Source organism: uncultured Acinetobacter sp. (assembly GCF_947624825.1).
Taxonomy (GTDB): Bacteria; Pseudomonadota; Gammaproteobacteria; order Pseudomonadales; family Moraxellaceae; genus Acinetobacter.
Map to the genome: position 1 here is coordinate 38128 of NZ_CANQLZ010000015.1, position 14581 is coordinate 52708.

Sequence of the window (14581 nt, forward strand, 5' to 3'; positions counted from 1 at the left end):
TCATAGTGCATATATCGTCTTAGCGTTCATCAAGTCTATTTTTTAGATATAACCAACGAGGCACAGCATCTTTAATTTTAAGATGCTTGTTGCTTACGCTGTTGTAAGCTACGTAAATGTAAAAAAAACTGCTCTACGATTAAATTAGGTCGGCAGCCTTTACGCGTGATCATACAAATTTCAGTGGTGTAATGCATTTTTTTAGGCAAAATAGCGCAAATCAAACCATCGTCTTGCCATTTCTTCGCATAGTGATTCGGTAAAAAGCCTAAATATTTGCCACTTAAAATTAAAAAAGCAATGCCTTCACGGTCAGTTGCCGTTGCGGTGCAATTTAAATGTTGGTGTAAGCGTACAGCGCGTTCCGGCATGGCATAGTTTGGTCTCACGGCAGCCCAATGAGCCAAATCATTTAAATTTAAGTCTTTTTGCTGTGCCAGTGGATGATTTTTGGCGCAATATAAATATGAATCTTCGGCATACAGTGGAGTGTAATCTAGCCCTGAAAGCGGTGTGACTAAAGGCACTGCACCTAAGTGTAAGCGTTGATCAAGCACCTTACATTCAATATCACAAAGCGTACTCATACTTAAGTTTAGACAGACATCAGGATGTTCTTCACTTAAATGTGCCAAACTTTCTGTAATTAAATCATGATGCATAGTGACCAAATTATTAATTAACCCTAAATGTAGCTCACCTTTGAGTTTTTTATGCATGTGGTTGATTTTATAACGAAAATCTTCAACCGCGCGGTTTAAGTCTTCCAAATAGAGTAAGATTTCTTGTCCTTCTTCGGTCAAAGAAAAACCGGCACGACCACGCTGACATAGGCGTAAACCGATTCGATTTTCAAGATCGGTCATATGTAAACTAATGGCAGATCGGCTAATCCCTAAGACACTCTCTGCTGTAGTAAAGCTGCGACACTCGGCAACCGTTTTAAAAATTTTTAGTAATTTTAAATCAAAATCAGTGATTTGCTGTAATTTATTGGCTTTCATTTTAGTTGAGCTTTTTTATATCTAAAGTTGAGTGAATCTAAATTTATCTCGTTGCATAAGCGCTCTACACTCAAGCTATAACTTCAACAATAAAGCGATGCATATGAACAATATCAATAATTTAGACAACCTCAATTACCAAGCACATTGGATGCCATTTTCAGCAAATCGTCAGTTTCAACGTGATCCACGCTTTATTTTATCTGCCCAAGGGCATTATTTGCAGGATCAACACGGACGCCAAGTCTATGACTCGTTGTCTGGTTTATGGACCTGTGGTTTAGGTCATTGTGTCCCTGAGATTCAACAAGCAGTCGCCAAACAACTTTCGCAGCTTGACTATGCTCCGGCATTCCAATTTGCCCATCCATGGTCTTTTAAGTTAGCAGAAAAAATCGTTGAAAAGATGCCCGCTGGTCTAGAACATGTGTTTTTTACCAATTCAGGCTCAGAATCTGCAGATACATCTTTGAAAATGGCGCGTGCCTACTGGCGTGCTAAAGGTTTACCAAGCAAAACCAAATTGATTGGCCGAGCACGTGGCTATCACGGCGTGAATGTTGGCGGTACCAGTGTAGGTGGCATTGGGGGTAACCGCAAAACTTTTGGTCAGTTACTCGATGCCGATCATCTGCCGCATACTTTACAGTCACATTTACAGTTTCAAAAGGGCTGTGCCCAAACGGGTGGCATAGAACTTGCTAATGAGATGCTCAAGCTGATTGAGCTGCATGATGCATCTAATATTGCCGCATTAATTGTGGAGCCGGTGGCGGGTTCAGCAGGGTGTATTGCACCACCGGTTGGTTATTTAAAACGTCTACGTGAAATTTGTGATCAGCACAATATCTTACTCATTTTTGATGAGGTGATTACCGGTTTTGGTCGCTTAGGCACTTGGACGGGTGCTGAGTATTTTGGTGTAACGCCTGATATTTTAAATTTTGCTAAACAAGTCACCAATGGTGCAATTCCTTTAGGTGGCGTGGTGGCAAGTCGCGAGATTTATCAAACCTTTATGCAGCAAGATTTGCCTGAACATATGGTTGAATTTGGACACGGTTATACCTATTCAGCACATCCGGTGGCATGTGCGGCGGGTTTAGCCACCATTCAAGCCTTAGAAGAGCAACAAGCGATTGAAAGTGCAGCTGAGCTTGCACCTGAATTTGAGCGCCTATTGCACAGCTTAAAAGGCACACCACATGTGATTGACATTCGTAATTGCGGTTTGATTGGCACGGTACAGTTGGCACCACGTCATGGCGATGCTGCAATTCGACCTTTTGAGGCAGGTCTTAAACTTTGGCAAGCAGGTTTTTATGTCCGCTTTGGCGCAGACACCTTGCAATTTGGTCCAATGTTTAATGCCAAAGCACAGGATTTACAACGCCTAGTGAATGCTGTAGGCGACACTTTATATCAATTAGAAACAACAAAAACGGCATGCAGTGCTTAAGGAAAATAAAATCATGAACTTTAACGAAAAATTTAATCAAGCACCAAATGCAACTGGCTTAGTCGGTCACTTTATTGCAGGTCAGTTGACGTATCAGACTGAACGTACGCAAAATATTTATAACCCTGCGACCGGTGAAATCACCAAACAAGTGGCACTCGCAGATACGCAAACCGTAGAACATGCGATTGCTGTGGCACAGGCTGCTTTTCCGGCATGGCGTGATACTCCCGTAATTAAGCGTGCGCGTGTCATGTTTAAGTTTAAAGAATTGCTTGAGCAGCACAGTGCAGATATTTGCCAGTTAATTGGTCAAGAGCACGGCAAAATTTTGCATGATGCAGCAGGTGAGTTGCAACGTGGTATTGAAAATGTCGAGTATGCCTGTGGTGCACCTGAATTATTAAAAGGTGAATATAGTAAAAATGTGGGTCCAGATATTGATTCTTGGAGTGACTTTCAGCCCTTAGGTGTAGTGGCTGGAATTACCCCATTTAACTTTCCTGCTATGGTGCCTTTGTGGATGTTCCCTATGGCATTGGTATGTGGCAACACCTTCATTTTAAAGCCTTCGGAAAAAGATCCATCAACCAGTTTATTCTTGGCTGAATTACTTAAAAAAGCGGGATTACCCGATGGTGTATTTAACGTCGTCAATGGGGATAAAGAAGCCGTTGATACCTTATTACATGATCGACTTATCCAAGCGGTGAGTTTTGTAGGTTCAACCCCGATTGCTGAATACATTTATGCTACTGCCACGGCGCATGGCAAACGCTGCCAAGCACTTGGTGGTGCTAAAAATCATGCCATTATTTTACCCGATGCAGATGTCGACAATGTGGTCAGTTCACTGCTAGGCGCAGCATTTGGTTCATCAGGTGAGCGTTGTATGGCGCTGTCGGTTGCAGTGGCAGTCGGCGATGAAATTGCTGACTTGGTCATTGAAAAATTACAAGCCGAAATCAAAAAACTCAAATATGGCCACTACGCAGATACCAGTAATGATTTTGGTCCTGTGATTAGTGCTGCACATAAAGCCAAAGTAGAAGGCTATATTCAAAGTGCCGAAGAGCAGGGTGCCAAAATTGTCGTGGATGGTCGTGGCGCTGCACCGAGCGGGTATGAGCAAGGATTTTTTGTTGGACCCACCTTAATTGATCAAGTCACGCCAGATATGCAAAGCTACCAAGAGGAAATTTTTGGTCCAGTTTTACAGATTGTACGTGTAAGCACCATGCAAGATGCTATGCAACTCATTAATGAACATGAATACGGCAACGGTACTTGTATTTATACCCGTGATGGTGAAGCAGCACGCTACTTTAGTCATCATATTCAAGTGGGTATGGTTGGAATTAATGTACCATTACCTGTGCCTGTGGCGTATCATAGCTTCGGTGGCTGGAAACGCTCCCTGTTTGGTGACTTATATGCCTATGGTCCAGATGGCGTACGTTTTTACACACGTCGTAAAACCATCACGCAACGTTGGCCGGCGGCAAATGTACGTGAAGCCAAACAATTTTCTATGCCAACTTTAAACTAAACCTCACAGGGAAATATTGAATTTCCCTGTTTTTTATTGAGAACTTTGTGATGTTATAACAACAATAAAGGACGATTCCCCTATGGAAACACCAACCAAACTGCCTGAAGGGCTGAGTAATCGTCATATCATGATGATTAGCATTGGCGGCGTCATTGGCGCTGGCCTATTTGTTGGATCTTCCGCTGCAATTGCCAAAGCTGGTCCTGCGGTGGTAGTTTCTTATATCTTAACCAGTATTTTAGTCTTTCTCGTCATGCGTATGCTTGGGGAGATGGCAGTGATGCAACCCGATACAGGTTCTTTTTCCACCTATGCCCGCAAAGCCATTGGGCCATGGGCGGGCTTTAGTATTGGTTGGCTGTATTGGTGGTTTTGGGTCTTAGTGATTCCTATTGAAGCAATTGCTGGTGCCGCCATCTTAAGCTCTTGGTTCCCCATGGTGCCTGCATGGCTGTTTGCCTTTGCTTTTGTAGTCATCTTAAGTATTGCCAATTTCTTTAGTGTGAAAAATTTTGGTGAATTTGAATTTTGGTTTGCATTAATTAAAGTCGTTGCAATTGTTGGCTTTATTGCTGTTGCACTCATGGCAGTGCTTGGCTTTTGGCCTTTAGCCCCTGAGGTGAGCGGTGTTGCCAACTTAATCCAAAACGAAGGCTTTATGCCAAATGGTTTGGGCAGCGTATTGGGTGCAGTATTGATTACAGCATTTTCATTCTTTGGGGTAGAAATTTTATCTATTGCTGCGGCTGAAGCGAAAAACCCACAAGAGAAAATCCAAAAAGCCACCAATTTGGTTCTTTATCGCATCATCTTATTTTTTGTGGTGTCCATTTTCTTAGCGGTGTCTTTAATTGACTGGCGTTCACCTTTATTACAGCAATACGGGACTTTCCAATATGTGTTGATGACCTTAAATGTACCCGGCACCAAGTTAATTATTGATAGTGTGGTGTTTATTGCAGTAGCAAGTTGTATGAATGCTGCATTATTCACCTCATCACGTATGCTATTTTCTTTGGGCACACGCGGCGATGCACCAAAAATCATGACTAAGCTAACCCAACATGGTGTGCCACGTATTGCTGTACTTGCTTCAACTGTCATTGGTCTAATTACATGTTTAGCCAACTATCTATTTCCAGGACAAGTGTTTGGTTTCTTACTCTCTACAACAGGTGCAATTGCATTACTTGTTTATCTCGTGATTGCGATTTCACAATTACGCCTACGTCGTTATTACATTGCCAATAACATTGAAGTGCCATTTAAAATGTGGCTTTTCCCATGGCTCACTTGGTTTGTGATTATTGTGATTTTAAGTGTACTGGGTTATATGTTCTTTTCACCACAATATAGTTATGAAACGATGTTATCGCTTGGTATTACCAGTGTGGTGGTGATTTTAGGGATTATTGTGACCCGAAAACGTCAACGACGTTCTCAACATGTAGCTTTAGAACCTATTGCTAAACAACCTTAAAATCATTTACATAAAAAAGGCGCTAAAAAGAGCGCTTTTTTTTATATATATGAGCTACATTAGATTCATTACCCTAGTATTGAATTAATATCCTATATCTTTGAAAAAGTTAGCTATTTTCTAAATGTTCAAAAATATTATCACTTATATGAATGCAACCTACATTTGAGCCATTTTTAATTATTACCATAAACAATCCAAAGTATTGTTCGGGCATCAATAAAATAGATTTACATCCCTAGCTTGAGCCTATTTTATAAAAACCTTAGCTTTTGGCTGTGATCATGATTTTTGATAAGATATGTGCTGAATATTTCTTGATAAAAACCAATGTATTCAGCACCAGAAATTTTGCAAAAATAATCAAACTAATTGGCAATCAAAGTGAAACTATAAATCTAAACAGGGTGAAAGCCAATCTAAGATTGTTGTTTAGCTTTTTGGCGTAAGACATATAAATATAAGTTTTCTACTTTTTCGCGTGCCCATGGTGTGGTACGTAAGAAGCGTAATGACGATTTAACACTTGGATCTATACAAAAACATCGAATTTCAATTTTACGGCTTAAGCCTTCAAAGCCACCGTAATAATCCAACAATTCATCCAAAATATCAGCAAGTTTTTTACCGTGCAATGGGTCATTGGAAGTGTTCATAACAGATCAACTATATTTTGGGAGGTGAGTATTATAACCTGAGCAATTTATAAAATCAGAGGATTAGGATTTAAATATGATTAACTCGATGGGAGCTATTATGAAAAAGGAAAATCAGCTATTTGACCGTTAACAAATTCTCATTGATGTATATGCACAATATTTATTCGGTAAAATGACATTGCGGCAATTTCGAACTACTGAACAAAAATGTACTTGGGCGATCACAAGAAAAAAATTAAAAACCGGTCTTATACTAAGACATGAACATATCGTTTAAAAGATAATCTAGTAACTGAAAAACTTATGAAGCGATTTCGATTTTCCGCTATATACACCAACATATTAAGCCGTCCGCTAATAAAACCGCAAAAATGCATTCTTTAAAAGCGGACATTTCTATTTTGGGTTTACAGGTAGTGTTATTCACCAATTAAAATGTCTATGCGAAAAACCATTTAAAATGTCGTGTTTTTAACTGCAAGAGTCAAGTACAGGATTCAACTTTCTTTGTTCAATGATGGCCTTTTGAGCTCTACGACTCGGCATACTTTTCTTCAGACGTGAACGCTTATTTTGCTTTTCTAATTCTTCATGCTGCTGTTTGATATGCTCAAGTACAGCACCTAATCGTTTATTCTCAACAACTTCATTTTGTTGAAGTTCAGCCAGTTTATTAAATATTCGGTAATTAATTTTACGACCTTCATGCATGATCGCCACAGTGCCATCTGGATATTCTAAAAATGAAATATATTGTCCAATTAGCTTTTGATTAAATTCATTCGCTTCAAGGATATAAACACATTTGTCATAGGTAATCGTTAAGCTTTTGGTCACTTTACGAGGCTCTTGCCAAGTAAAAATATCGTCAAGTTCAGATTGAGACTCTGTTAATGGGCGATGTAAGTTTTTTGAATTTCTAGCACATTTGCCAAACTTCTGATTGAATTGTTCAATAAAGCAGGGCAACCAAGCATTTGCTTCCTCAATTGAGCTGATGTTTTCTAAACGCATCTCTTTAATCAAACGATCCTGAAGCGTTCGATTCGCACGTTCTACACGTCCTTTTGCTTGAGGTGAGTTGGCAAAGATAATATCGATATTTAATTCATTCAAAATGCGTCCAAATTGCGTTATTTGGCTATTTTGGCTTGATTTCTGATTCACCCTAAAGACAGAGTGTTTATCACTGTAAAATGCTACAGGCTTACCGTATTGTTCAATATAAGCTCTCGTTGAAAGCATATAATCAAAGGTCGTTTCTGCTTCACAGAACCGCAAGTGCAACAATTTTCCTGTCGCATCATCGATATAAACCAATAAACAACACTTTGCAGCTCGCCCTTCAAACCAATCATGATATGAACCATCAATTTGGATCAATTCACCGAAACAGTCACGGTTATAGCGTGGTTGATATGGACGTTTCTGGCGTTTAGCACGTGGAATCCATAGGTCATTGGCGGTCATCCAACGACGAACTGTTTCTACAGGAATATGTAGATCAAACATACTGGCTAGCTTTTCATGGGCTAATGTGGGACCAAAACCAAGGAGGTGTTCAGAAATGATGGAAAGGCACTTAGATTTCATGACGTCATCATGGCGACGATGACCAGGTTGGCCACGACTTGCATGAACTAAACCTGAAATACCATCTTGATTAAACTTGCATAACAAACGCGTAATTTGACGTGTTGAAAGATTAAGTATTTCTGCAGCACGGACTTGAGTAATACGTTGATCTCGAACATCTTGCAGGACAGCAATACGTTGAATTTCTTTGTCAGACATAGTGATCAGCATCTATATTCATATCCAGTCCATGATGGTCAAACCATCATAAACTAGACATTTTTATTGGTGAGGATATAGACACTTTAAATGGGTTCTAACAGGTAGATTTCGTATAATGAATATTATGTTAAATGACTTATACCTGATAATAACTTCATATCTTCTTTTATTAAACGAAAATTCAATAACTTAAATAATTTCAATTTCATTTGTAAAATATGATATGTTGACCTCAAGAATACTTCATAAACTTTACTATGTTTGCTTTAAAAACAATTCATTTGGAAAAGAAAGTTTCAAACGAAAATCAAATAATTCTTTTGTTTGATCTGGATTCATCATGTCCATGTTTGTACCCTATGCTGTACACCATGAAATTTCTTAGATTTCAAAGTATCTCTACTCAGCATGCAGATTTAATCGCAATAAAATTTTGGTATGAATTTTGGTTTGAAAAGTTTTCGACATCTTTTTGTGAGTCGTTCTACTCGACATCCTATAACTTTGAGATCATCCAAAGTGAAATTGATAATTTTATTGTCTACTTAGAAAATAATAAAAAAATTGAAAGTAATCTTATCCGGCTAAGACATACAGACCATACCAATTACACAACAATTGGCCATAGAATTAGATCCTTTCTAAAGTTTTACAATTTTTTGATTGATGAATACTTAAGCATCCAATCACAGCCGCAACTCACGTTGAAGGAAATTCAAAAAATTAAAGAAAACTTAAATAAATATATGACAATAAAGAAAAAAATTATAAATAATTTTTCAAAAGCTAATAAAACAATTAAAAGTGAAATAAATTATAATTTTAAGAGTATGAATCAGGAAATGATTAAAGGATTGTATTCAGTTATTTCACCGAGCAAATCTAATAGATGCAATGAATTAAATCCTTTTAGATCTAAAAGTGTGCAACTCAGGAATTTTCTGATCATACATCTCATGCTTAACTATGGTCTTAGAATTGGTGAACTTATGCTACTAACAACTAATTCCATTAAAAAATCAATTCAGAATCATAATTTTAGCTTAATTATTACAAATACAGATGATGAGTTCGATGAACGATCGAAAAAGCCAAAAATCAAAAATGAATATTCGTACCGAGTAATAAAACTACAGGAACGAGACTATAGAATTATTCAAATTTATATAAATGAGATCCGAAAAGAAATTCCTTCACAAATCTTATTTACATCTTTAAAACCTCCCTACTCTGCTTTAAGTTATGCCAGTGTTAAAAAAATATTTGATCAGGTAGATTTCTCATTAAAATCATTGTTGCCTGAGTGTTTTGATACTTCAGCTTATGATTCAATAGAACGCCTAACTCCACACGTATGTAGACATTCTTGGGCTTATATGATGTTAAGCTTTTCTTTTGAGAAGTATAAGAAAGAAAATGTTAGTTACTCTGATCTAACACAAAGTGTAAGTGATGCTCTGCTAAAAGCACAGGATGATCTAAGAGCCTTAGGTGGTTGGTCTCCTACAAGTGCAATGCCCATATATTACGGTAAACGTTTTATTGTAGAACGTGCTAATTTTATGAACTTGGCTCGGATAATTGATTCCAGTGTTAAATTATGAATGATAAGAATATGCCTCAACTTAATCTGGATTTTGAAAAAAATGATGATAGCTCCAGTGAATTTATTATTTTCCATGATGCTGATCTTAGTCTCATAGAATCTTTGCATTTACCAACAATCATTAAGTTTCATAGAGCAGATAAGTTTGATAGTAAGTTTATTCAAACATCTAATGAAGTTTGGGCTTTTACTTACTCAGGAGAACGGATTCAGCTGAATTTTTCTAAGCTATTGTCGTTTGAAATAAAATTAGTGAAATATTTTTTGGCAAATTTTATTCAAACTAATACACCATCTTCACTTGATGTTATATTTCACGCTTTTATATATGCGATTAAATTTTTAAAAAGAAATCAATTAACACTCAACTTTCATAATTTAAAATCCGTACTCCTTAATCTAGCAAAAATTAACAATCATACATATTTCTACAATTTAAAATTTTTAGTTAAATTATTGTTTTTAGAGGGCTTTCATGGTTTTGATATTAATCAAGAATACGAATTGGAATTCCTTGAACGCCCTAAGGCCTTTAATTCAAAATTATATTATCAACAGTACGAAGATCTGATCGATTACCCTATTATCACAATGATTCAACAGGGGTTTTCAAAGCTAAATCACAATATAGTGAACTCAAATAAAGACATTGATAATCAAACCCTACTCTATTCTTCCATACTTGGATTGATTTATGTAACTGGTCTTAGGCCTGTGCAGTTAGCTAAACTATCCGCTGAAGACATAAAAATAGATACTACTCGTACGACAGATCAATTCCATCGATACAGCATACTAATCCCATATGCAAAACAAGCACGTTATGTACATGAAAAAATAGCAATAAAACTGCCAGAAGAAGTCGCTGAGATTATTCAGGCTTATATCGAAAGATTTAAATTAAATCCTAAAGATAAACTATTTCAGATGGGGGCATATTCAGCACATTTTTGTTTGAAAGCTATTAATACACAATTATTTGATTTTTCTCCTGAAATCTATAGAAAAGCGGTTCTTTCAGGTGAAATAATAAGGCAAAAGTACTCCTTTTCAGATTTTAGACATCACGTTGGTTATAGTTTGGCTATGGCAGGGTCTTCTGCTGAAGAGATTGCTTATATCTTAGGTCATTCTTCTGTTGTAACTGCTAGACATTATATTTTCTCTACCCCTGAACTTGCTCAAATTAGAGCGCAAGCACTTGGTAAAAATTCTCTGTATAAACAAATGATCGCTATGCTCCTGACTGGAAGGCTTTTTTATAAGAAAGATTGGCTTCAGAAAAAAGTACTAGGAAATATTGGTAGCAAAATTCATTATGATATTGGTGGGTGCTCCTACGAAGACAAATGTTTATTTCAACCAGTTCGCAATTGCTATGGTTGCATGTACTTTCATCCTTTTATAGATGCTAACCATAATCATGTTTTAGAAAGCATACAATGTGAAATCAATGATCTTATTAAGCTATCAGATGGAATTGGGGTATCTAGAAATCCATTGATTCGAGTACATGAGTCAACTAAATTCGAAATTGAATCTGTAATAGCTCGTTGTGCATTACAGAAGGATGACATTCATGAACATTGAAAAATATAATGCTTTTATTGACGAACAAAAAAATTACTTTAATCAGAATTTACAGTCTAATTTTAAATGGAATTGGGACGATTCATCTTGGTATGGTGGTACGATAGGATCTGGTTGGCTGTTATCTAGAAGTGGTAAAACACATTTCACTTTTGGCACTATTAAAAAATTGAAAGGTATCGAAAACAATACTATTGATCCTATTTTTCAAGAGTTTATTAAATCTGTACTTATTCTTAGTTATCGTAAATCTAATTCCAAAGCATCACCTCAAAAACTATATGCAGAATTTTTAATCCTGAAGCGTTGGTATAGTGCTCTATATTCTGAAAAAATCGAGAGCATACATCCCTGCTATTTATCTACATTAATATTAAATAAGTCTTTTGAAATTTTGGCAGAAAATTCGAGTAAAACAAATCTTCCTGATCATGCTGGTACATACCTTAGATTACAAGAGATGTTAAATTATTACGGTTTTACTGAACTACCTTTAGAATTTTCTCAAAAATACCTCTATATAAATCGCCAGAATAGAACCCCAAATGCCAAGAAAACAAAAGCTTTAATAGATCAATTAGAACTTGATGAAGATGATCTAGATAAAGAGAAGCTGATTTCTATTCGGACATTTATCAATATTGTGTCCTTAATTGGTTTGTGCGAAACGAATGGTGAAAAGATTGTTCTGAATCTTTTATTATTACTCATAGTCACGGGTTTACGTTCAACGGAAGCAATACTTTTAAAAACAGATGCATTAAAAAAGCAACCTATACTTGATCCAGTAAGCAAAGAGCATCTAACTTTAGATGGTATCAAGCAATACACATTGGGAATTCAATACCATGGTGCGAAAGGAGCGGGCTTTAGAATCCACTGGGTTGAGCCTTTATCTGCAAATTTAGTTGAGACAATATTTCAGTCAGTATTAGGTCTCACCCAAGAATATAGAGAGCATCTGTATTATATCAGGTCAAAAAATTGTTCAGATTTTTTACCAAAATCAATTGATGATATTGATCAAGATTATGTGGAAATAGATGATCTGATTGGAACTGTTTTTGGGGTTAAATATACATATAGAGGCCGAGCTGGACAGCGTGAAGTAGTTATTAAAACTCTAAAAAATGTATCTATCTTCAAGGAGATAAAATCTAATCAATGTATCGAAAAATATTATTTAAAACATGATATTAATACTTTTATTAAAGGATTAGCTAATTATGACTCCGAATACCCTATAGATCATGTTTTTAATTATGAAGGAAAAACTGAAAAAATTGCTTATGAAGAATTACTTTTTATTCATGAGTTTAGATCTGCAACTCTACAAAGAGCTTTCATCAATAAAACAAACATCATTCCTCTAAATGGAATGTTAATAAATAGCTTTTTTGGAAATTCTTTAAGTAAGTCTGTTTTTGAAAAATATAATTTACTTGAGAATGAAAAAGAGCATTCAAAACTAACAAGCCATATCCCACGCCATAATATTAATACTTTCCTTGCTTTAAGTGGACTAGCTGAACATCTACAAGCAATGCTCATGGGGCGTGTAGACATTAAGCAAAACCAGTATTATCAACACTTGGCGTTAAAACAACGTAAAGTCACAGCTAGTTTGCTAGAAAAACATGAATTGGCACTTTATGAAAATGATAAACAAGAATTAAAGCCAAGCTATCCAATTGATTCTATTAAATATGATGGATTAATGTACTTTTCAGAAAAATTGGATCTAGAAAATAATTTAAAGATGAATTTACAAACCTTTGACTCGAAAAATGAAGTGGCGAGTTATGTAAAGGAATCTTTCTTTGATGAATATTTTCAAGATATCGCAGAGTCATTTAATGAATTGGTTAAAGAAAATAATTCATTAGCAGACTCCTTGGTCCAACGCCATGCTTGTTTACATCCCTTGCCTTTTGGTGGTTGTATACGTGAAGTGGCTGTACATGATTGCCCTAAACGTCTTGCTTGCCAATCAGGTGGTCAATGTGGAAACTTTGCTTTAACTGGCCGTAAAGGTGAATTAAAAGTACTACAACACACTTTGAATAAGTTGCTAGATGAGTTTGCACATATAGAGCAAATCGTAATCCATGATTTATCTTATAGCGAAATGCTTGATGAGTTACGTCAAAAATTACTTTATTTGAATGATTTAAAAACTAAAGCACTTGATAGACAAAATAGCTTAACACCTATTCCCATTTTTCCTTATGGCGATGCGATCACTAAATTACCAACAACCTTAAGTGAACTATTCGCTATAGAACAGCAAAAAATTGAGACTAAGGAAGCCTAATATGTTACGTGGTAAACAATTAAATGAAGTCATCGAACAAGAATTGCAAATGATGTTGATTGAAGGTTTTGAAAAATCCCCTATTTCGCACAAAGCTCTTCATAGTCGTCTAACAGCTAAGGGGTACATATCAGGTGGGCTAAGTACTTTGAGTTCTGCTGAACGAAAGAAGCTCATATCCCTGTATGTATCTGAGCAGATTTCTCCACTAAATCTAAAGACAAAAGAACAGCAACTTTATGTGAATAAAAAGACAAGACAAGCTCTTACGGATACCAATAAAAATCTACGCACACAAATTGATGATTTGGAGTCACAGCTTCATCAGAATACTGAAACACTTATAGATATTATAGAAGAGGTAAAGTTACGAACCAATTTGAAGATAGACCATCTACTAGCTCCTCACCTTCTCAAAAAATATTTATCACGGGAGTAATATTTTAGGATCAACATTGAGTGTTTGTGAGATTTGATAGAGTTTTTCAACAGTAATGCTGACTTCCCCTCTTTCAATTCGCCCCAAATAGCTACGATCAATCGTTGTTAATAAGGCTAATTGTTCTTGGCTAATAGATTTAGTTTTTCGAGTTTCCCTTATGTTAGAGCCAATCGACAGAGCTAGTTCTTGATTCATAGGTGACAACGGTAAATACAAGAACTATCAGGAATTGAAGGGTTTTAATCCACGGACTATAATCCTCATTATTTGAGCGATGAATATGGAAATTCAAAATTTACCAATGTTTAAAGAACTTTCACGAGTATTCTGTAGCTACAATATTGAGTCATGGCAAACTGTAGATTTTTGGAATAAAGTTAAACTTTTGAAAGTAGTGGATAGTAATGTTAACTATCAAAGTGTTTATCGGCTAATACTTCGATTAGTTAAAGATGGCTATTTAACGGTTGATGTTGCAAAAAGTAGATATGGACAAACAACCTATACTGAAGCTGAAAATTTGCATGATTTACGATCACAGTTTTGCATTGAGTCAACATCTACCCTTCAAGAACTAAATTTGAAAAAAGAAGAGTTTGAGAGGGCTTTGTTGCACAAACCTATCTGTAAAGGCTTTTTCAGCGATATAATTTTCAAATGAAGAAGCCTACACACAAA

At 36.2% G+C, this 14581-nt stretch carries 12 protein-coding genes; 8 read left to right on the forward strand and 4 right to left on the reverse strand.

The genetic code is table 11. The annotated features are described in order from the left end of the window. Nucleotides 1-77: 77 nt before the first annotated feature. Nucleotides 78-1004 (reverse strand): LysR family transcriptional regulator, encoded by a 927-nt coding sequence (locus tag Q0017_RS05210; protein ID WP_298143702.1) that lies wholly within the window; start codon nucleotides 1002-1004, stop codon nucleotides 78-80. A 103-nt stretch (nucleotides 1005-1107) separates the two neighbouring features. Between Q0017_RS05210 and Q0017_RS05215 the strand changes: the two genes are divergently transcribed. From Q0017_RS05215 to Q0017_RS05225, 3 genes are all read left to right on the forward strand, one after another. Continuing rightward, nucleotides 1108-2463: an aspartate aminotransferase family protein gene (locus Q0017_RS05215; protein WP_298143705.1), complete on the forward strand. Its 1356-nt coding sequence runs from the start codon at nucleotides 1108-1110 to the stop codon at nucleotides 2461-2463. Between the two features lie 13 nt (nucleotides 2464-2476). Then, the gene (locus Q0017_RS05220; protein ID WP_298143708.1) at nucleotides 2477-4012 is read left to right on the forward strand and encodes a CoA-acylating methylmalonate-semialdehyde dehydrogenase; all 1536 of its coding nucleotides are present in this window, start codon (nucleotides 2477-2479) and stop codon (nucleotides 4010-4012) included. 82 nt (nucleotides 4013-4094) lie between these two features. Next, complete coding sequence (locus tag Q0017_RS05225; protein WP_298143712.1) at nucleotides 4095-5495, forward strand: amino acid permease; 1401 nt, start codon at nucleotides 4095-4097, stop codon at nucleotides 5493-5495. Nucleotides 5496-5914: 419 nt separating this feature from the next. Here the strand turns inward: Q0017_RS05225 and Q0017_RS05230 are convergent, their stop codons facing one another. Continuing rightward, nucleotides 5915-6151, reverse strand: a complete 237-nt coding sequence (locus Q0017_RS05230) for a VF530 family protein (RefSeq protein ID WP_298143715.1) — start codon at nucleotides 6149-6151, stop codon at nucleotides 5915-5917. 474 nt (nucleotides 6152-6625) lie between these two features. Further along, nucleotides 6626-7960, reverse strand: coding sequence for an ISNCY family transposase (locus Q0017_RS05235; protein WP_298143717.1), 1335 nt, complete (start codon nucleotides 7958-7960; stop codon nucleotides 6626-6628). Nucleotides 7961-8208: 248 nt separating this feature from the next. On the opposite strand from Q0017_RS05235, the gene Q0017_RS05240 reads away from it, so the two are divergent. Genes Q0017_RS05240 through Q0017_RS05255 form a run of 4 tightly spaced genes read left to right on the forward strand, consistent with a single transcriptional unit; the run spans nucleotide 8209 to nucleotide 13900 of the window. Continuing rightward, nucleotides 8209-9555: a site-specific integrase gene (locus Q0017_RS05240; RefSeq protein WP_298143719.1), complete on the forward strand. Its 1347-nt coding sequence runs from the start codon at nucleotides 8209-8211 to the stop codon at nucleotides 9553-9555. A gap of 11 nt (nucleotides 9556-9566) precedes the next feature. Next, nucleotides 9567-11147 carry a site-specific integrase gene (locus Q0017_RS05245; protein ID WP_298143721.1) on the forward strand — a complete coding sequence of 527 codons (1581 nt, stop codon included), beginning with the start codon at nucleotides 9567-9569 and terminating at the stop codon, nucleotides 11145-11147. Further along, nucleotides 11137-13461, forward strand: a complete 2325-nt coding sequence (locus Q0017_RS05250; protein WP_298143724.1) for a hypothetical protein — start codon at nucleotides 11137-11139, stop codon at nucleotides 13459-13461. The genes Q0017_RS05245 and Q0017_RS05250 overlap by 11 nt, the downstream gene beginning before the upstream one ends. Before the next feature lies 1 nt (nucleotide 13462). Next, nucleotides 13463-13900: a hypothetical protein gene (locus Q0017_RS05255; RefSeq protein ID WP_298143727.1), complete on the forward strand. Its 438-nt coding sequence runs from the start codon at nucleotides 13463-13465 to the stop codon at nucleotides 13898-13900. Here the strand turns inward: Q0017_RS05255 and Q0017_RS05260 are convergent. Then, a complete protein-coding gene (locus Q0017_RS05260) occupies nucleotides 13889-14098 on the reverse strand; it encodes a helix-turn-helix domain-containing protein (RefSeq protein WP_004894668.1) in 210 nt (69 codons plus the stop codon). The two genes, Q0017_RS05255 and Q0017_RS05260, sit on opposite strands and share 12 nt — an antisense overlap. A gap of 85 nt (nucleotides 14099-14183) precedes the next feature. Here Q0017_RS05260 and Q0017_RS05265 point away from each other — a divergent pair, with 85 nt between their 5' ends. Continuing rightward, on the forward strand, nucleotides 14184-14564 hold the full coding sequence (locus tag Q0017_RS05265; protein ID WP_298143731.1) for a hypothetical protein: 381 nt from the start codon (nucleotides 14184-14186) through the stop codon (nucleotides 14562-14564). The last annotated feature ends 17 nt before the right edge of the window (nucleotides 14565-14581 follow it).